Origin of the sequence: Desulfofustis glycolicus DSM 9705 (assembly GCF_900130015.1) — a bacterium.
GTDB classification, from domain to species: Bacteria; Desulfobacterota; Desulfobulbia; order Desulfobulbales; family Desulfocapsaceae; genus Desulfofustis; species Desulfofustis glycolicus.
In genome coordinates this window covers 29,900-48,756 of the sequence record NZ_FQXS01000027.1, presented here as the reverse complement: position 1 = coordinate 48,756, position 18,857 = coordinate 29,900, and the positions used below count along the sequence as shown (strand labels likewise).

General features: G+C 57.6%; 14 protein-coding genes and 1 riboswitch. Of the genes, 9 read left to right on the top strand and 5 right to left on the bottom strand.

The genetic code is table 11. The features are described 5' to 3' along the window. The first annotated feature begins 16 nt into the window (after nt 1–16). Nucleotides 17–793 carry a 16S rRNA (uracil(1498)-N(3))-methyltransferase gene (locus BUC26_RS17900; RefSeq protein ID WP_073378242.1) on the top strand — a complete coding sequence of 259 codons (777 nt, stop codon included), beginning with the start codon at nt 17–19 and terminating at the stop codon, nt 791–793. On the opposite strand, the gene uvrC is transcribed toward BUC26_RS17900, so the two are convergent. After that, nucleotides 735–2,618, bottom strand: coding sequence for an excinuclease ABC subunit UvrC (gene uvrC, locus BUC26_RS17895; protein WP_073378240.1), 1,884 nt, complete (start codon nt 2,616–2,618; stop codon nt 735–737). The two genes, BUC26_RS17900 and uvrC, sit on opposite strands and share 59 nt — an antisense overlap. Nucleotides 2,619–2,794: 176 nt before the next feature. On the opposite strand from uvrC, the gene BUC26_RS17890 reads away from it, so the two are divergent. The 8 genes from BUC26_RS17890 (at nt 2,795) to BUC26_RS17855 (ending at nt 14,814) form a co-directional block, all read left to right on the top strand. After that, nucleotides 2,795–3,979, top strand: a complete 1,185-nt coding sequence (locus BUC26_RS17890) for a hypothetical protein (RefSeq protein WP_143166064.1) — start codon at nt 2,795–2,797, stop codon at nt 3,977–3,979. A 237-nt stretch (nt 3,980–4,216) separates the two neighbouring features. Next, nucleotides 4,217–4,417, top strand: a riboswitch (cobalamin riboswitch). A 92-nt stretch (nt 4,418–4,509) separates the two neighbouring features. Continuing rightward, on the top strand, nt 4,510–5,868 hold the full coding sequence (gene thiC, locus BUC26_RS17885; protein WP_073378236.1) for a phosphomethylpyrimidine synthase ThiC: 1,359 nt from the start codon (nt 4,510–4,512) through the stop codon (nt 5,866–5,868). A 134-nt stretch (nt 5,869–6,002) separates the two neighbouring features. Beyond that, nucleotides 6,003–7,214, top strand: a complete 1,212-nt coding sequence (locus BUC26_RS17880; protein ID WP_073378234.1) for a glycosyltransferase family 2 protein — start codon at nt 6,003–6,005, stop codon at nt 7,212–7,214. After that, nucleotides 7,211–9,622 carry a glycosyltransferase family 2 protein gene (locus BUC26_RS17875; RefSeq protein WP_073378232.1) on the top strand — a complete coding sequence of 804 codons (2,412 nt, stop codon included), beginning with the start codon at nt 7,211–7,213 and terminating at the stop codon, nt 9,620–9,622. The genes BUC26_RS17880 and BUC26_RS17875 overlap by 4 nt, the downstream gene beginning before the upstream one ends. A gap of 97 nt (nt 9,623–9,719) precedes the next feature. After that, complete coding sequence (locus BUC26_RS17870; protein ID WP_073378230.1) at nt 9,720–10,631, top strand: glycosyltransferase family 2 protein; 912 nt, start codon at nt 9,720–9,722, stop codon at nt 10,629–10,631. A gap of 26 nt (nt 10,632–10,657) precedes the next feature. Beyond that, complete coding sequence (locus tag BUC26_RS17865; protein ID WP_073378228.1) at nt 10,658–12,712, top strand: HAD family hydrolase; 2,055 nt, start codon at nt 10,658–10,660, stop codon at nt 12,710–12,712. Nucleotide 12,713: 1 nt separating this feature from the next. Then, complete coding sequence (locus BUC26_RS17860) at nt 12,714–12,950, top strand: hypothetical protein (protein WP_073378226.1); 237 nt, start codon at nt 12,714–12,716, stop codon at nt 12,948–12,950. Nucleotide 12,951: 1 nt separating this feature from the next. Then, on the top strand, nt 12,952–14,814 hold the full coding sequence (locus tag BUC26_RS17855; protein ID WP_073378224.1) for a hypothetical protein: 1,863 nt from the start codon (nt 12,952–12,954) through the stop codon (nt 14,812–14,814). A gap of 69 nt (nt 14,815–14,883) precedes the next feature. Here the strand turns inward: BUC26_RS17855 and BUC26_RS17850 are convergent, their stop codons facing one another. The 4 genes from BUC26_RS17850 to BUC26_RS17835 all read right to left on the bottom strand — a co-directional run bounded on the left by BUC26_RS17850 (nt 14,884) and on the right by BUC26_RS17835 (nt 18,837). Further along, a complete protein-coding gene (locus tag BUC26_RS17850; protein WP_073378222.1) occupies nt 14,884–16,530 on the bottom strand; it encodes an ABC transporter ATP-binding protein in 1,647 nt (548 codons plus the stop codon). 8 nt (nt 16,531–16,538) lie between these two features. Then, the gene (locus BUC26_RS17845) at nt 16,539–16,823 is read right to left on the bottom strand and encodes an acylphosphatase (RefSeq protein WP_073378220.1); all 285 of its coding nucleotides are present in this window, start codon (nt 16,821–16,823) and stop codon (nt 16,539–16,541) included. A 61-nt stretch (nt 16,824–16,884) separates the two neighbouring features. Further along, a complete protein-coding gene (locus BUC26_RS17840; RefSeq protein ID WP_073378218.1) occupies nt 16,885–17,109 on the bottom strand; it encodes a MoaD/ThiS family protein in 225 nt (74 codons plus the stop codon). Continuing rightward, the gene (locus BUC26_RS17835) at nt 17,110–18,837 is read right to left on the bottom strand and encodes an aldehyde ferredoxin oxidoreductase family protein (RefSeq protein WP_073378216.1); all 1,728 of its coding nucleotides are present in this window, start codon (nt 18,835–18,837) and stop codon (nt 17,110–17,112) included. It lies immediately after the preceding gene. Between the last annotated feature and the right edge of the window lie 20 nt (nt 18,838–18,857).

The window sequence follows — 18,857 nt, the reverse complement described above, 5'->3', positions numbered from 1 at the left end:
CCGGAAAGAAACCGCGATGAACATCATTTTACTCGAAGCAGATGAGATTGACGATTGCCAGGTCAGGCTCGACGGCCGGCGGGCCGATCATATTATCGACGTTCTCCGGGCACGTCCTGGCGATTTGATCAAAATAGGGATAATAAACGGAAAAGTCGGTCATGGCACGATAAAAGAACTGCGGCGGAGCCGGCCACGGTCGGTAACGGCAACGGTTGTGCTGGAGGGCGAGCCGCCTTCGGCGCCCCTTATTGACGTGCTATTGGCGTTGCCACGGCCGATTATGCTCAAGCGCATCCTTACCCAGCTTGCCGCGCTCGGTATTGGCCGCCTGTACCTGCTCAATGCGCACCGGGTGGAGAAGAGTTTTTGGGATGCATCGGTACTCGATGAGCAGAATCGGCGTCAGCTGTTGCTCCAGGGACTGGAACAGGCCGTCGATACCATGCTGCCACTGGTGACGGTGCATCGCGGATTCCGGCCTTTTATCGAAGACGAATTGCCGCAACTCATCCGTCGTTACAAACAATTGGTGGTGGCCCATCCGGGAGACGCGCCTGGTCCGCTCGATTGTTATCGGCCGGAACCGGGGCTGACGTTGGTGGCCGTTGGACCGGAGGGCGGCTGGAACGATTACGAGGTAGGCAGCTTGGTACAATCCGGATTTTCACCGGTATCCCTTGGTCCGCGTATTCTCAGGGTCGAAACGGCGGTTATCGCTTTGCACGCGCTGTTCAATCAGCTGTGTCAACGGGAAGTTGCTTTGGTGGCGGGGGGGCCTCCTCCTCTCTGAAAGAGGCGAAAATAATGCGGGCCAACTCGGGACCGATACCGTCGACGGCCTCGATTTCTTCAAGGGAAGCCGCGGCGATACGTTTGACGCTGCCGAGCCTGCCGAGCAATTTCTTTTTCCTGGCAGCACCGACCCCCGGTATTGCATCGAGCCGGGAGGAAAGGGCTTGTTTGCGCCGCAGCGAACGGTGCGTCGTCACTCCGAAGCGGTGCGCTTCATCCCTGACCCGCATCAAAAACAGCAGAACCGGACTGTGCGCCGGCAGCATGATCGGATTCTTTCGGCCGGCACGATAGAGTTTCTCCCCTTCCTGCTCCCGTTCCTTGGCGATGCCCAGCAGGGTCACCCCAGTGTTGCGGTCGACATCGCGCAACGCCGCTTCGGCGATGCCCAGCTGGCCCCGTCCGCCATCGACCATGAACAGGTCGGGCAGATCGTCTTTCTCGACAGCACGTTTGAAACGACGCTGCAACACTTCTTTCATCATCGCATAATCGTCGGGACCGTCGACACCGGTGATGCGATAATGTCGGTATCCGGCGGTATCCGGTTCGCCGTCGGAGAAGCGGACCAGGGAACCGACCGCGTTGGTGCCGCTGATAGTTGAAATGTCGAGACATTCAATCGATTGAGGCGGGGCTTCCAGGTGAAGCTTGTCGACCATGGTTTGGGCCAGATTCTGCCAACTCCGCAGCTTGCTGCCCGCCTCTTCGAAAAGCTGGCGGGCGTTGGCCTGGGCCATCATGACCAGGTTGCGGCCGGTGCCTCGCCGGGGAACGGAAACGGTGACCGTGCGCCCGGCGCAATCACCGAGCCGTTCGGTGATCAGCGCTTGATCATCGATACCAAAGGGGAGCAACAATTCGCCGGGTGGAGGCAGTTGCTCGTCGTAGAGTTGTTTGAGAATCTGGGCGAGGATGACCGGATCGTCACCGTAGGGGTCGTCGAGGGTAAACCGCCGCGTGCCGGTAACGACCCCTCCACGGACGACGAGCAGTACCACGGCGACCGAGGTCTGGTGCCGGGCAAACCCGAAAACGTCACGATCCCGGTCGGCCTGTGAGACGACCAGCTGTTTTTCAAGTGTCGCCTTGACCGCGTTGAGCCGGTCGCGCAGCAGGGCTGCCTGTTCGAAAGCCAAGGCATCGGCAGCGGCGTGCATTTCCTGCTGCAATTCCTTGACCAGGTCGTGGTTCCTGCCTTCGAGAAACAACACGACCTTGCCGACCATGTCGAGATAGGATTGGTGATCCGCTTTACCGGCACAGGGTGCCAGGCACCGGTTCATCTGATAGTTGAGGCAGGGCCGGCGGCGTGGCCGTAACTCGCTGCCTTTGCAACGTCGCAGGGGAAACATGGTCATCAGCAGGCGCAGGGTCGACCACATCGCCGAGGAAGAGGAATAGGGGCCGAAATAGCGAGCACCGTCTTTTTTCTTGCGGCGGGTCATGAAGACCCGCGGCCATGATTCCTGAACGGTGACTTTTATCAGCGGATAGCTTTTATCGTCGCGCAGAATGATATTGTATTTCGGATGGTGGCGTTTGATCAGCGACGCCTCGAGAATCAAGGCTTCCTTCTCGGTATGGGTGATGAGAAGATCGACACTGCGGACATGGCTGAGCATGACCGCCGTTTTACTCGTTGCCGGGCCGGAGAAATGGACGTAGGAAGCAAGACGCTTGGCGAGATCTTTGGCCTTGCCGACGTAGAGCACCGCAGAGCTGCGGTCGAGCATCAGGTAGACCCCGGGAGCGTGCGGTACGGTGGTGAGGTATTCCTGGTTGAGCCTGGAAGGTGGGCGGCGGTCAGCGCTACTAGTCACCGATTTGTTCCTTTGGGGAACCTTGAAAAATTGTCATTACGCCCAATCTCATCGTTGCCCAATCACATTTTATCCTCGGAATATCGTGTATACGCCTGCGGCAAAATTTTCTTGTGCACCTCGATCTTGAACGAAATACCGAATTTTTCAAGCTCCCCTTTACTTGCAGATCATCATTGGCTACAAAAGGGGGTGCCGGGCGGTCTCCAGCCGCTTTGCTCCGGCCCGACAGGGATCGACACAACACCGACATGAACCCCTTCTACAAGATAGCCATCGATCGCGTCAACGCCAATTATCTGTCCGGTTGGTGTTTTCATAGGTTTCGGCCCGATCGGCCGGTCCGTCTGCACTGCCGTCTTGGTGGCCGGGTGGTGGCCGAAACGACAGCCGACCGATTCCGTGAAGACCTGGTGGCGCTCGGGATCCATCGCAGCGGACGCTGCGGCTTCGAGTTCACGCTGGCCAACGAGACCGGCGCCGATGACGGTCAGGTTCTCGAGATCGTTGTGCCGGGCACGATGCCGGCCCTGCTTCGCGTGTCGACCCGAACCCAGGAGCCGGTAGGCTTGCGCAGGATCGCCGACCGGTTGCGCTCACTCTGGCCGCTGCGCTATCGGGGCCGGAATATTTTCTTCATGCATATCCCGAAAACCGCGGGCACCTCTTTCAATACGCTGGCCTGCTCGCTGCTTGCTCGTGATGGCGTTGTCGCCCATCTGGAGTTGACCGAGCGCAGTCGTTATGCCCAGCTGCAGAAACAGAACCGTTACCTGTCCGGACATCTGGCGGTCGGTGTCTGGAAAAGCTGTTTCGACCTGGGTCGGGCGGACCTGCTGACCATTGTCAGAGAGCCCTATGCCCAGCTGCACTCCCATCTGAACTGGCTGATCGAGACTGCCACTCACTCAGCTGACAATTATTTCAAACAACGCAATCCGGTCATCCACGACCTTGGCTGTCGGCTGGCCGGCCTGGATTTTTCGGAACCGGCGGCCGTGCAACGATTCGTTTCCGATTTGGACGATCTTGGCGCGGCTTTTCTCGATAACGGGCAGACCAGATATTTCCTGGACCATCAGCCGGGCCGCACGAATTCCGCCGATCTCCAGCAGGCCCGCCGCAACCTCTCGTTGTTTCGCGCCATTGGTCTGACCGAAGCGTATCCTCTTTTTGTCGATCGATTTTTGGCCTGCTACCACCTGCGGCGTCCACCGCGAAAAAGCGTGCTCAACCGCTCCGCCGCTCCACCGCTCTTCGACCATACCCATCCGGAGTTCCAGGAAGTGCTGGCGCCCCTAGTCGAGTTGGATCGCCGCCTCTATCTCGATATTCGGGATCGCATGCGAAACGGCCGTTGAGGTATTAGGGAACCGTGGAAAAGTTCCATTTCGCCCGACCTCATCGTTACGTAATCAAATTATTACAATGTAGTATCATTTGAAAGTGAGCGGGGGACAGGTTAAAACCTGTCCCGCCGATTTTCAGAGAAACTTTCTTGCGCGCCTCGACCTTGAACGAAATTTCGAATATTTCAAGCTCCCCATTATTTCCTGATAATTTTGCTTTACAAGTGGTGGCCGACTCGGTATCAAAAGAGCCGACAGAGCATGCCAGGTGCCGGGTATGGGATCCGGTGAAAAGGGAACATGGTGAAAATCCATGACGTTGGGCCGGCGCTGTAAGCGGGGACGAAGGAGCAAGAGACCACTGTTGTACCGATCGATAACGGGACAACGGGAAGGTGCTCCGGAGGGTGATCCGTAAGTCAGAAGACCTGCCTGGCTGCACGTACACTCACATTGTCCGCTGAGAGTCCGTATCGGTTTATCCGGTACGGACTCTTTTTTTTGCCCACTCCCGGCGGATTGCATTGCAGAGGAGCTATCGTATGAAAACACAAATCGAGTATGCCCGTGAACACATCATCACCCCGGCTATGCAAGACGTTGCCGGGCAGGAAGGATGCAGGCCGGAAGCAGTGCGCGATAAGGTGTTGGCCGGCCGACTGGTCATCCCGATCGGTAGCCGGCGTCGCCAGCGACTGGTCGGCATCGGGCAGGGATTGCGGACCAAGGTGAACGCATCCATCGGTACCTCATCGGATATCGCCGACGTGGATCTGGAAATTGCCAAAGCGAAAATGGCCGAATCTGAAGGTGCCGACACGCTGATGGAGTTGTCCACCGGCGGAGATCTGGATTTGGTCAGGAGATCGGTGATTGAGGTGACGCGGCTGCCGGTCGGCACCGTCCCGCTCTATCAGGCCTTCGCCGAAGCAGCCCGTCGTTACCGAAATCCAAACAAGCTCGACAGTGAATACCTGTTCGAGGTGATCGAACGACAACTCCAAGACGGTGTTTCATTCATGGCCATCCATTGCGGTATCAACCGCTTCTCCATAGAACGGCTACGAAAACAGGGCTTTCGCTACGGCGGTCTGGTTTCGAAGGGGGGGACCTTTATGGTCTCCTGGATGGAGTATACGAACCGGGAAAACCCGCTTTATGAGCAATTCGATCGGGTATGCGCGCTGCTCAAACGCTACGATGCCGTCCTGTCGCTGGGAAACGGTATCAGGGCAGGTGCGATCCACGACAGCCATGATCGGGCGCAGGTGGCGGAAATGGTCATCAATTGCGAGCTTGCCGAGTTGGGTCGCGAGATGGGTTGCCAGACCATGGTCGAGGGGCCGGGCCATGTGCCGCTCGACGAGATCGCCGGCAATATCATGCTGGAAAAGGCGATGAGCGGCGGGTCGCCGTACTATGTGCTCGGACCGTTGCCCGCCGATTCCGGTGCCGGTTACGATCACCTGACGGCGGCGATCGGAGCGGCCAATTCGGCTCGTTACGGTGCCGATTTGATCTGTTATATCACACCTGCGGAACACCTGGCCCTGCCCGGTATTGATGACGTGCGGGAAGGGGTTCGGGCCACCCGCCTTGCCGCACGCATTGGTGATATCGCCAAATACCCCCAAAGGCGCGATGCGGAAAAACGGGTTGCCATGGCACGACGCGACGGAGCCTGGGACGAACATCTCAAATCGCTGCTGTTCCCTGATGCGGCGGCCGCCATCAGGGCAAGCAGGATGCCGGGCGATGAAAAAACCTGTACCATGTGCGGTGACTTTTGTGCAATGAAGCGAGGCATGACTCTGTTTGCCGGCGATCTTTCGTCGGCAAAACAACGCCACCCTGATGAGGCGGCACAGCGAGCCGCCGATGACCGTTTACCCGAACGCTAAAACAGGGTAGTATGCTGCCGTTTTATTGGTTGGCGACGGCTGCTTTCCATTCCGGTTGAGCCCTGGTAAAACCGGATCAGCCGGAATGGAAAGAGTGAAATGAGCGGCGTATGCAGGAGTGAACAGCAGATTTTATGCCCAAGGTAAGTGTTATCATCCCCTGTTATAACCAGGGAGCCTTTCTCGACGAAGCCGTTGATTCGGTTTTGGCGCAGACCTTTACCGATCTGGAGATCATCGTCGTCAACGACGGTTCCACCGACGTATCGACCAGGCAAAAGCTCGCTACCTATCGGCGCGACAAGACCCGGGTGGTGACCACTGACAACCAGGGGCTAGCCGCCGCCCGCAACAACGGCATCGCAGCAGCCACCGGCGTTTATATCTTGCCGCTCGACGCCGACGACCGTATTGCGCCCCGGTACCTCGAGGAGGCGGTGGCCGTGCTTGAGACGGAGCCGGACACCGGCATCGTCTATTGCCAGGCCCGACTTTTCGGGGCGGTTGAAGCCGATTGGCTGCTGCCCCAATACAGTATCGACGAGATGTTGCGGGACAACGTCATCTTCTGCAGCGCGCTGTTTCGCCGCGCCGACTGGGAGTTGGTCCGCGGCTACGACACCGGCATGGTTTATGGCTGGGAGGATTATGAATTCTGGCTATCCCTGATCGAACGGGGCAGGGCGGTGCGGCGGCTGGACGGTCGTTATTTCTATTACCGAGTGGCTGCCGATTCGATGGTGCGCAGCAAGGAAAAAAAGCAGAAAATGGCGATGTTCAAACGTATTTACCAACGTCATGCCACCTTCATCGGCGAGCATATCGAGGTCTGGCTGGCGCCGTTGCTGGAGGCTCGGGAATCGTATCGTACCGCTCGGCTCTACGTCGATTGTGGCGACGGGCTCAGCAACGACGGCAGTATTGCCCGAAAAGTGAACCGGGGCCGGCAGGTGCTGACGTTTCCGATTGAGACGGTCGCTCAGCAACGCGCCTTTCGTTTCGACCCTGCCGATTGCCCGGTTATTGTCGAGTTGATCAGTGTTGAAACGGATACCGGCCAGGGTCGGTCAGGTGTCGATATAACGCTCGTCGGTGCCAACGCCCTCTATCGGCAGGGGAACCTGTTTTATTTCGACACCGCCGATCCCCAGATTTTCCTGCCGGCGCCGATATCCGGCGGTGGTGACGTGGTCCGCACTATCGTGATAACCGTCGACCTGCTCGCTTTGGGAGAAGCCGCATTGCACCGTATTGTCGAGTATCAAAATGAACAATTGGTACGCACCAGCTGTCGTGCCATGTTGGCGAAATTGATCCCGTTTCGCAAAAGAGACGGTCGGACATGAGACTATGGAAGCACCTCAGGCTGCTCTGCAAAAGTCTGATCAGCACGGATTATCGGGATTATCGCTATGTTCGTAATCTCCAGGTCTTCGATGTTCAGTACTATTTCAGTTTCATTGATGACAAAGAGTTACTGGCCGGTGACCCGCTGCTCACCTATTTTCTCCATTGGCGGCGGAGTCTGCACGGTTTTACCCAGGTGTGCCGAAGTTGGCGGCAATTGCCGGACCCGCACCCGCTGTTTGATACGGCTTTTTATCTGAAAAAGCACTTTCCCCACGGCCTGCGGCGCAATCCGTTCGCTCATTACTTGAGAAAGGGCTGGAAACGGGGCTGGTGGCCGAGCCCCTATTTCGACCCGGATCTGTATCGTCAGCGCACTGATTGGGATCCGCACCGGGAGAACCCACTCACACACTACACACGAACCGGTGCCGAGTCGGCTGTCAGCCCGTCTGATTTCTTTGACATCGATTGGTATATTGACAAGACTCAGGTGTTGCAGCCTGCAAGGAATTGGATCATTCGCCACTATAAACTCTATGGCTCGAAGGAAAAGAAAAGCCCTATCCCGGTCTTTGATCCCCCGTTTTATCTGCAGCAGTGCTCAGTCGGAGAAGCCGCCCGCCGTGACCCGCTGGTTCATTATGTAACGGTTGAATCAGAGGGTGCGGTGCGACCCAGTGAGTGGTTTGACCCTTGTTATTACCGAAAGCGCTATCTGCGGGGCAGCACGCAAGACTCGCCGTTGGCCCATTACCTGCGGAGCGGTGTTTTCTCAGGCAACTATACCGACTCCCGCATTGCCGAGCTGCCCTACAAACCGACTATTTCAATTATCGTCCCGGTGCATGACACCAATCCTCATTTCCTCAACTGCTGCATCAGGTCGGTGCTCTATCAGGCCTATCCGCACTGGCAACTCTGTCTGGTCGATGATTGCAGCAGCAACGAAGAAATTCCGGAATTGCTCAGACAGTGGGCCGCCCGGGATGACCGTATCAGCGTGGCGTTTCATCAGCGCAATACCGGGATCTCGGGGGCTACGGCAACCGGGGTTGATCTGGCCGTTGGCGACTACCTCGGTTTTCTCGATCATGACGACGAACTGACGCTCGACTGTTTATATCGAGTTGTTCACAGCATCAACGAGACCGGTGCTTCCCTTTTGTATACCGACGAGGACCTGGTCGGCGACGACGGATCCAGGCAGGGGGTTTTCCACAAGCCGGACTTTAACCGTGAACTGCTGTTTTCCCATAACTACGTCACCCATTTTGTCGTTATCAAGAGAGAACTCTACCGGAAAATCGGAGCGATGAGCGGCGCCTATGACGGGGCCCAGGACTTCGATCTGGTCCTGCGGGCGACCGAGCAGACCGAGCAGGTCGTCCATATCCCGCACGTTCTTTATCATTGGCGGACGGCCGCAACGTCGACGAGCATCAACCACGAGAAAAAACCCTATGCCCATGAGGCGGGCAAACGAGCTCTGGCAGAATCACTGGCCAGGCGTGGAATTGCCGCGGAGGTGGTCGATAACCACCTGAACTTCCATTATCGTGTGGTTTATCGGCGGACTGCCGAGCCGCGCATCTCGGTCCTCGTGTGGTCTCCAGGCAGCAAACCGATTTCCGCCCGGCACTGTGAGGCCGTCAAGGCGCAGGCCGGGTATGATAATTTCGAAGTACTCGTGCTGCCGCAACCAGGAGCGGCGCCCATTTCGCGGCCTCCGGCAGCCAAGGCCGTCGCCTTCCACGAGGCGATTGCGGCCGATAGGGCGGACTATGTCGTGCTGATCGGGTCGTCCCCACAGGATATCAGTGAAGCATGGCTCCATCACCTGGCAGCGCCGCTCCTCCAGGACCCGGACCTGGGTATTGTCTGCGGACGAGTTGCCTACGGCGGTCAAGACGGCCGTTCGCTGGCGATACCGGATCCGGATGATCACAGCGACCACCATTTTGGTGCTGCCTTGGCGGCCATGAGCCGGCACTTCAACGGCCTGCACAATCCGCAACTGGTGCGCTGTTGCGATTGGAGCATCTGTGTCTTCAGCCGGGCGCTGTACCAGCAAATCGGGGGCTTTGATCCGGAAAAATTTCCGAGCGTGCTGACCATGCACGACTTTTCGCTCAGCGTTTTTCAAACCGGCAAAAAGATTCTCTATGTCCCCGACGTTGTTGTTGATCTCGGCACAGAGATGGCGCTGGAGTACGGAGAGCGACCTGCCGGCGTTCCCGGCGAGAAGGAGGTTTTTCAACAGAAGTGGCGGGATTTGCTCGCTCGACCCGACCCGTTTTATAATACTGGCAGATTGATAGAGCACCAGATCGATGACCGGCATTTTCAGCGCTGGCTCACCGGGCGGGAAGAAGAATGCCTTGACGAGACTGCAAAACTTCATTAGTACAGCAGCCATCCGATATGTCCTGCCAACCGGACAGGACCGCCATGCGCGCATGGCTTGACGCTAAGAGGAGAACTATCATCATACGTGGCAGATTATGACGGAGCCGCTCATTTCGGTTGTCATACCGGCTTACAATCACGAACTATTTGTCGGCGCGGCAGTGGACAGCGTTTTGGGTCAAAGCTGCGCTGATCTTGAGTTGATCGTTGTCGACGACGGTTCGACAGACCGGACCGGGGAGGTGGTGCAGGGGTTCACCGATCAGCGGCTCCGCTATTTTTATCAGGAAAATCAGGATGCCTTCAATACCATCAACCGCGGCATCTCCCTGGCGCGCGGACGATATATTGCCATCCTGAATTCCGACGACCTCTATACCCTCGATCGTCTGGAAAAGCTTTATGACGCCTGTCGTTCGGACGATGCAGTGTGTGCCTTTTCCGACGTGATTCCGATCGATGCTACGGGAGCCGAGTTTGACGATCCGGACTTCGGCTGGAATCGCTGGCATCGCAAAAACCGTGATTTTTATTTTGTTTGCGGTGATCTCTACACCGCTTTTCTGAAAGGAAATTTCATGGTCACGACGTCCAACCTGTTTATGACGGCCGAAGCGGCTCGTCGGGTCGGACCGTTCTGTTCTCTTCGGTATCTGCACGATTACGATTTCATCTTTCGCATGCTGACTGTCTTTCCCGATCGTGTCCGTTACGTCGCCGACGAGAAGCTGCTCTATTACCGGATTCATGGCGGAAATACCCTCAGTGAAGCGGCGATTGCCGGACGGCAGCAGGATCAGCAATTGATCAAGAAATATCTGCTCGCCGTTGTCCCCGAGCGGTCTCGCGGGTATGTTGAGGCGGGCTTTGACCGATTGGTCGAATTGGAACGTGAACTCGGCGAGGTCAGGGCGCTCAGTGCTCCTCCCTCGCCCCGGGGCGTGCGACCTGCTGTTCGGCAGCTCGGTAAGGCGCTGAAAATCTGGATCAACAAGAAACGAACCTGACTGTTTGCCGGTTCAGCGGCGCATCAATGGCTTGCACTACATTTTATTCACTCAAAAAGCTGATCAGAGAGGGCCGAAAACGGTCCGCCCGCTGCGATATCGTCAGCTTCGATCTATTCGATACGCTGCTCATTCGTCGCATCCATGATCCCGATCTCGTCAAGCTCCCGGTGGCCCGTTTCATCTCCTCTCTTGCCGCCGTCGCCGGGATCTCCCGCTCCTGGCAGGCAGTCCAGAAACTGCGTGACACCATCGAACAGCGCCACCGTGATGAAACGGGGCAGACTTTCGAGGATCACGAGGCGTGCTACCCCCGGTTCATGCGGGAACTGCTCGTCACCGTTTTTGGCGAGCAGTTCGATGAGCGGCTGCTCGAGCGGGTGACCGACTACGAACTGGCCATGGAGAATACCATGCTCGTGGTGCGGCAGGAATTGCTGGACTGGCTGCATGAGTTGCACGACGAGGGGAAGCGCCTGTTTATCGTCACCGATATATACCTGCCTGCCCAGCATATCCGTGTGCTCTGCAGACATGCCGGTCTGCTCGACCTTGTCGAAGATGTCGTCTCCTCGGCCGATTCCTTTCTGGCCAAAGCTTCGGGGAAGGCGTACCCGTTGATGCAGCAGCGGTACGATCTCGATTACTCCTCCTGGCTGCATGTCGGTGACAATCCGATTTCAGATGGCCTGCGGCCGGCGGAATTCGGTGTGCAGGCCATGGTCCTGCGCGACGGTACGGAAAAATTTCGCAAGGCCCTGGTCAAGCGTTATGTCAATTACGGCAAAGGCAAATCGTTTTATCGAGGCCGTGCCCTGCAGCAACTGATGCTGCCGCTCGAAGCGGAAAACGTGCCGCGGGACGATCTCTACATAGAAGGCTATAACTTTCTCGGTCCGCTCGTCGGAAGTTTCGTCCAGCATATCGCTGAAGAGTGTCGACGACTCGATCTGAAACGGGTCTTTTTCTTCTCCCGGGAAGGCTATACCTTCAAAAAAGTGTGGGAACAGTGTGCCCCGTTTCTTTTCCCCGATGGGTGTCTGCCCCGGATCGACTATCTCTATGTCAGCCGTATGGCCTTGGCCGGGGCCAGTTGTGCCCACCTCGGTCTGACCCGCAGGGCCGCTAGCATCGCCTTTCTGCCGCCCGGGAATCGTGACTTCAGAGACCTGGCGCGGATTTTCAAATTCGATATTGAGGCCATGACCCCGCATCTGCGGCGCCACCGGCTCGAGCCGGATACCTGCCTCTCCCCACTCCATGCCGGTTACGATCAACAGAACAGTGTCCATTTTCTGGAACTGCTCGATGATGAAGGGTTTCAGCAGGAGGTCAGGCGACAGACCCGGCCGGCCAATGACGCGTTAATGCGGTATCTCGAAGAGATCGGCTTTTTTGCTGAAAAAGAGGTAGCGGTGGTCGATATCGGGTGGCTGGGCACGATTCAACGCTTTCTCTACCAGGCGGTCCGTCACCGGGACGACTGCCCGCGGATAGTGGGCTACGTGTTCGGAGCGACGCGCGGCATCCCGTTTGAACAGGATTTGAAGAACAGCCTGCACGGCGTCATCTACGATCGACACCGGTTCGATCTCGGCGCCAGTTGTCTGCTCTACGCCCGTGACACATTCGAGGAGGCGTGCCGGGCGCCGCATCCGACACTTGACGGGTATGAACTGGCGGAAGATGGGTACCGCCTGAAGTTCCGGAATTGCGACGACGTGATCGGGCAGGCCGAGAAGCAGCAGGACCTTTACTATTCATCCCTTCAGCAGGGCCTGTTTGATGCCGTGCCGCGTTTTGCCGCGGCCTCGGCGCTGCTCGGTTATTCCCTCGAAGATTACCGCCCGTGGCTGAACTATCTGTTGACGGCAAAACTAGCGTTCCCGTCAACGAAAGAAATACTGGCAATCCGGAATCGCCATCACCTCGACGATTTCCATGGTATTCATCAACCGCTGGCAAAAAAAGTAGGTCGGGAGAGCACCCTCTGGAACCGGAGTGAACTGGCCCTGCGCCTCAGCCCGCTTCTGCGGTTGCGACACTTTGTTAATCATTGTAAGAGCATAATAAGAAATTGAGATGCTTCCCCTGAAAACATCGAACCACGATCTGACGGGTAACAGATTTCAGCGGGTCTTTCGGCTCAATCTGCTGGATCGCTTCGTCCCGCTCGGCATTTTACGCGGCGGGACCGGTTTGAAACCGGCGCTGGTGCTACTTTTTCTCCATCGCTGTGGCGGGTTGTTGTTTTTCCTACTCATCCGTTACGAGAGACAGATGCATCGGCTGTACCAGTTGCTGCGCCGCAGGAGGTAAGATGCAACAAACCGGCCTCAGTTCCCGTATTTCCTGGTTTGGATTGCTCGTGTGTCTGCTTGCCTGCAGCTATTACTACTTTTTTTTCTTTCACCGGGCCGAGGTTGAGATAGAGATTTCGGTTCCGCAGAAGACGTATTTTAAACTCTACTGGGCAGAAGACGGCCAATCCTTTTCCGAAAAGAGACGATCTGCCGTCAGGGTGACGCCCGATCGTCAGCGGTACCGCTTCTCGCTGACCGATCTCGGCTCCGTTGCCCAACTCCGACTCGATCCGATGGAATATGCCGGCGAGGCTGTAATCAGTGAGATATCGCTGCGACAGCCGGGCTGGCAACCGATTACCGTAGATCTTGAACGGGTTACCCCTCTTCATGATGTCGAATCGGTTGCAGTTGACGAGCGCGGACTGATTATTATATCGACGGGTCACGACCCGTATCTGCTGATCATCCCGAATCGCCAACCGTTGGCGGTAAACTGGCTGGAGGAAGGGGCGCGCTATGTGTTGCTCAGCTGCGGGATTCTCTTTTTTATCAGCATCTGCGCGCCGCTGCGCCGAGATTTTGCCTATGTACCGATCCTGCTGGCACTGGTGTCGGTGCTGGTGTTGACCATGGCCGCCGTCAGCAGGCAGAATGCCCACCCCGACGAGTATGTTCATCTTCAGGCGGCCGGCTATTATGCAGACAACTGGCTACCGCCCCGGGTCGATGATCCGTCGATCGAGCAGACCTATAGCGTCTACGGGGTGTCGCGCCTGAACAACGGCGAAATCTATTATCTACTGGTCGGCAAACTGGCGAAACTGGTGCAACCATTTAACGTCCCTGAGCTCTTTTCCCTGCGCCTCTTCAATATTGTGCTGTTTGCGGTAATCGCCCTCTACGCCGCTGCATCAGTGCCGGCCAGGATGGTCGCCGTGGTGTTCCTGCTGTCGCCGCAAATCTGGTATCTTTTCAGTTACTGCGTCTCCGATGCGTTCGGCCTGTTTATCTGTTTTCTTGCCGCTTGCGAGGCGGTCCGGCCGCAGAGCTGCCTTAATCGGTTCCTCTTTGATCCCGACTATGGGGGAGGACGGCGATCGCTTGCCGGTGTCTGGCTGACCGTGCTGCTCGCCCTGCTCCTGCTGCTCAAGATCAATTATTACCCGTTTATTGCGTTTCTCGCGATTCTGGTGTGCTGGCGTGTTTTCCAGTCGAGCGACGGGGAACAACGGCGTGCAGGATTGCTCAGGATCGGCGCATTAATCATCGTTGCCGGACTGCTTGCCGGTGTACGGATCGGCGCGGACTATTACGTAAACGGACTCGATCGGCAGGAAAAAGTGGCGGCCATGCAGGAAAAAACCGCCCATCGCTGGTACAAGCCGAGCACCGAGTTGCACAAGAAGCATATCGGACTGTTTCTCAAACAAAGAGGCACCACGCTACCGGAGATGGTCAAGAACCATCGCTGGTTCGAGCATACCCTGCAATCCGGCGTGGGCATGTACGGCTATTTCACCATTGCCGCTCCGGAGTTCTACTATCAGTTATTCAAGTGGCTGCTTGCTCTTTTCCTGGTGGTGGTCCTGACGACCCTGCTTGTTCGGGGCGGTCCGGAAAATACGTTACTGACCCTGCTGGCGGCATGCCTGACGTTGGCCCTGCTCGGCGCCGCCTTGCATCGTTCATGGACCGTTGACTTCCAGGCCCAGGGCCGTTACCTCTTTCCGATGCTGCCGATGCTCGGAGTGTTGCTTGGCAAAGCGCGCCATCTGTTCGACTCAAGGTTGTTTATCCTCTGTGTCGCGCACCTTTTTATCCTCTCTTTGTATTCTTTCGTTTTTATCGCGCTGCCGGCTATCCCTCGGCCGGGTTGAACAAGGAGCGGACAACGCTCCGGCGATTGCACCGGCCGCTGTTTAACGGGAGCTGTAATAGAGCGCCGATCAGGATGCGGAGGAAGACGCCGTTTCGACGTCGGGCGTGACAAAGAGTGCGGCGTTGAGCAGATCCCGGGTATACGGCTGGCGCGGGTTGTCGAAGATCGCCCGGGCTGGTCCCTGTTCGACGACGGCGCCGTTGCGCATGACGATAATGTAGTCAGCCAGCGCCCTGGTCGTTTTCAGGTCGTGGGAGATGAACAGGTAGGTCAGTGTATATTTGCGCTGGAGGTCCTTGAGCAATTCGATGATCTGCCGCTGGATGGTCATGTCCAGGGCGGAGGTCGGTTCATCGAGGATCAGCAGCCGTGGGCGCAGGACCACAGCCCGGGCGACGGCTATCCGCTGACGCTGACCTCCGGAAAACTCGTGCGGGTAACGATGGACGATGTCCCCGCTCAGGCCGACATCGGCCAGTGCCTCCCGAACCCGCTCGAGGCGTGCTGCAGGGGACAGGTTTTTATGGTGAACGCGGAGTCCCTCTTCGACGATTTCCCCGATGCTCAGGCGCGGTGACAGGGATGAAAATGGATCCTGGAAGACGATCTGCACTTGGCTGCGGATCGGACGCAGTTCCCGCGTGCTCAGGGATTGCAGTTCTCTCCCCTGGAAGACAATCGAGCCGGTGCTGGGCAGCAGTCTGAGCACGGCCAGGGCCAGGGTGGTTTTCCCGGAGCCCGATTCGCCGATAATACCGCAAGTCGTCCCCTCTCTGATCGACAAGGTGACCTCATCGACGGCTTTTATCGTCTTGTAGCGCCGCTTGAACAGGCCCTGGCGTCCGACAAGCAATCGGAAACTGCAGCTCAGCAACTCGGTTTTCAGCACCACCGGCGAATCACCCTTCTGCTCGACCGCCGGTTGCGGGATAGCCTCGATCAGGTGCCGGGTGTATGGATGATTCGGACGGGTAAACAGCGATTCGGGAGGGCCGGACTCGACGATGGCGCCGTCCTTCATAATATAGATCTGTTCGGCAATCCGCCGAACCATAGCCAGGTCGTGGGTGATCAGCAGCATCGCCATGCCGAATTCCTGCTGCAGATCTTTGATTAACTTCAGGATCTGCGCCTGGATGGAGACATCGAGGGCAGTGGTCGGCTCGTCGGCGATCAGCAATGTCGGTCGTCCGGCCACCGCCATGGCGATCATCACCCGCTGCCGCTGTCCGCCGGACAGTTGGTGAGGATAAACGCCGAGGCGAGACTCCGCGTCGTCGATGCCGGTTCTCTCCAGCAGCGCGATTGCCTCTTTTCGGGCGGCTTCCTGCGTCATATTGCGATGCAGGAGTAACGGTTCGATGAGTTGGTTGCCGATGGTAAAGACCGGATTGAGAGAGGTCATCGGTTCCTGGAAAATCATCGCGATGCGATTGCCCCTGATCGAGCGCATCTCTGCAAGCGGCAGCTCGAGGAGTTCTTGACCGGCGAAGGTGATGGCGCCGTTGATCCGGATCGGGGTCGTATTTTCCAGCAGCCGCAGGATCGACAGGGCGGTGATGGTCTTGCCTGACCCCGATTCGCCGACCAGTGCAACGGTCTGGCCGGTCTCGACCTGCAGTGTGACTCCGTGGAGCAGCTGGATATCCGTCCGCCGGGTGGTCGATGCTGCGGAATCGGGCAGCCATGCGTTGAGGTTATGAACACTGAGCATGGCAGCGCTCAAAAACGGATCTGAAAGGCTGGTGACGGCGGCAGCGATGGTGCGGCTTCGCTCACTATTTCGACCCGTTCGACATGGGCGTGCGGGGGGCCGTGGTGAAGCCAGGCAACGATTTCTTCGATACGCTCCGGCGGGCCGGAAATCAGTGCTTCGACACTGCCGTCGGAACAGTTTCTGACCCAGCCGACAAGCGCCAGTTTTTCGGCTTTGCGACGCGTGTAGTCACGGTAGCAGACGCCTTGGACGGTGCCGTATACCCGTGCCCTGATCGTTTTCTGTTCCATAGGCCGCTCGTTTTTCAGTGATCACGCAGGTAACCCCTCGGGCGCCACCCGGAGCGGAAGATCAGCCGCCGCCGATTACCGGAAAAATGGCGAGGATGTCGCCTTCTTGCGGATGGGCGTCGAGGCGACAATGCCGTGAATTGAGCATTGTCACCCCGACTTCCTTCTCGTCGATGCCGAGATCACCAATAATGTCGGCGACGGTCGCTTGCTCCGGGTACTGTTTAACTTCCGCGACAAACCGGTTGTCGCGGAAGTAGGCAAAGAGCTTAACCGTCAGTTTCATTTAGAAGTTCCAGAATGAATCGATCTCCTCGCCGGTGAAATCAACCACCAGATTGTGTGGCGGCAGCGGCTCGTTGTAGAAAAATTCCGGCAATCGGTCATCGGCATTGTTGAAGCCGGCAGCCTGGTTGAAGGCGCGCTCGGTCTTCAGGATGGTCTTGCCGAGATTGGTGACGTCGTCGCCGGTCAGATTGATGCCGAACCGGGCGTTGATCAGATCGATCAGGCGCGGCAGACAATTCGGATCGTCGAGTGCCGCGAACGCGATAAACAGGCACATGCCGGTCGAATCGATAGCGGCGGTGGCGATCTGCAGGTTGCGGGACAACTCCACCTGGCCGTCCTTGGACAAAGGGTCGACCGAACCGCCGACGTTGAGGATATTGGTGGCCACCGCATAGCCGGCGGTATGATCGGCACCCATTGGGGTGGTCGCGTAGGTGATCGCCATGCCCTTGACGGTCCGGGGGTCATAGGCGGGGATCGCCTGGTTTTTGACCACCGGCACCCGAGTCACGCCGAAGGCACGGCCTACCGAACCGGCTCCGTTGCCGATGATTCGGCCGAGCGCGGTCCCTTTGGCAACTTCTTCGCGAAGAATACGGCAGACACCGGGACCGTCGCCGAAGGGAAGTACGCCGGCCTCCATGGCCACACCCATGGCCACCGAGGTCTCGATGGAGTCGATACCGAGATCGTCCATCAGGCGGTCGGCTTCGGCAATGTCGTCGAGGTCCTCGACACAGCAGTCGGCGCCCAATGCCCAGATCGATTCATATTCGAAACCGGAGGTTTTGTATTGCTTGTTCGCGTCGTTGTAGATTTGCGAACATTGGATGACGCAGCCGGCATGACAATTGTGTTTGACCACGCCGCCGCGTTCCTCGATCAGGTCGTGCATCGTCTCGCCGGAAATCTTGTCGTGTCCCTCGAATTGCCCGGACGTGAAATTCCTGGTCGGTAAGCCGCCGGCCTCGTTGATTACGTTGACCAGCACATTGGTGCCGTAGGTACCGAGTGTCTGGCTGACCGGGTTGTCGACGAGGGCCTTGGCAAAGGCCCGGTTAGCCTGTTTGAAGGCCTCCGGGTCGGCGATGGTGACTTTGCCACCCTGCGGGTCGACCGAAATGAATTTGACCCGCTTGGAGCCCATCACCGCTCCGAGACCGCCGCGTCCGTTGGAACGGAGGTTACCGTCCGGGTCCATGACGGAGATATTGGCCGCCTCCATTTTCATTTCGCCGGCCGGACCGATGGTGATGACGCCGCGTTTGCTCTCGAAGCGTTTGCTCAGGGTCTGGACGACTTCGTAATTACCTTTGCCGATCAGCTCTTTTTCTTCGCTGATCGCAACACCGGCAGGGGTCACGGCAAGACTGTACCAGCTGTCTGCTTTTGCCTGTCCTTCGATGATCAATGCCTTGCAGCCGCAACGGGCGAGCAGTTGCGCCGAGGTGCCGCCGGCGTTTGCTTCTTTGATCGTTCCGGTCAACGGGCTTTTCGCGCCGGCTGACAGCCTTCCTGAGTTGGCTGCGACGGTGCCGGACAACAGGCCGGGGGCAAACACCAGCTTGTTGTTCGGCCCAAGCGGGTGACAGGTTGGCGGAACTTCGGCGGCGACGATCGTCGAGGTGAGGCCTCGTCCGCCGAGACCGGCCCAGTTCTGTGGGACCTCTTCGACGCTGACGGTCAACTCCGTCATGTTAACTCGAAAAATTTTATCGCTCATGATCGCATCTCCTTTCAGTT

Excerpts from the sequence above, each read along its gene's own strand:
- thiC (WP_073378236.1), top strand. The coding sequence starts at position 4,510 with ATGAAAACACAAATCGAGTATGCCCGTGAACACATCATCACCCCGGCT.
- BUC26_RS17875 (WP_073378232.1), top strand. The coding sequence starts at position 7,211 with ATGAGACTATGGAAGCACCTCAGGCTGCTCTGCAAAAGTCTGATCAGC.
- BUC26_RS17835 (WP_073378216.1), bottom strand. The coding sequence starts at position 18,837 with ATGAGCGATAAAATTTTTCGAGTTAACATGACGGAGTTGACCGTCAGC.
- BUC26_RS17865 (WP_073378228.1), top strand. The coding sequence starts at position 10,658 with ATGGCTTGCACTACATTTTATTCACTCAAAAAGCTGATCAGAGAGGGC.
- BUC26_RS17845 (WP_073378220.1), bottom strand. The coding sequence starts at position 16,823 with ATGGAACAGAAAACGATCAGGGCACGGGTATACGGCACCGTCCAAGGC.
- BUC26_RS17870 (WP_073378230.1), top strand. The coding sequence starts at position 9,720 with ATGACGGAGCCGCTCATTTCGGTTGTCATACCGGCTTACAATCACGAA.
- BUC26_RS17840 (WP_073378218.1), bottom strand. The coding sequence starts at position 17,109 with ATGAAACTGACGGTTAAGCTCTTTGCCTACTTCCGCGACAACCGGTTT.
- BUC26_RS17860 (WP_073378226.1), top strand. The coding sequence starts at position 12,714 with ATGCTTCCCCTGAAAACATCGAACCACGATCTGACGGGTAACAGATTT.
- BUC26_RS17900 (WP_073378242.1), top strand. The coding sequence starts at position 17 with ATGAACATCATTTTACTCGAAGCAGATGAGATTGACGATTGCCAGGTC.
- BUC26_RS17850 (WP_073378222.1), bottom strand. The coding sequence starts at position 16,530 with ATGCTCAGTGTTCATAACCTCAACGCATGGCTGCCCGATTCCGCAGCA.
- BUC26_RS17880 (WP_073378234.1), top strand. The coding sequence starts at position 6,003 with ATGCCCAAGGTAAGTGTTATCATCCCCTGTTATAACCAGGGAGCCTTT.
- BUC26_RS17855 (WP_073378224.1), top strand. The coding sequence starts at position 12,952 with ATGCAACAAACCGGCCTCAGTTCCCGTATTTCCTGGTTTGGATTGCTC.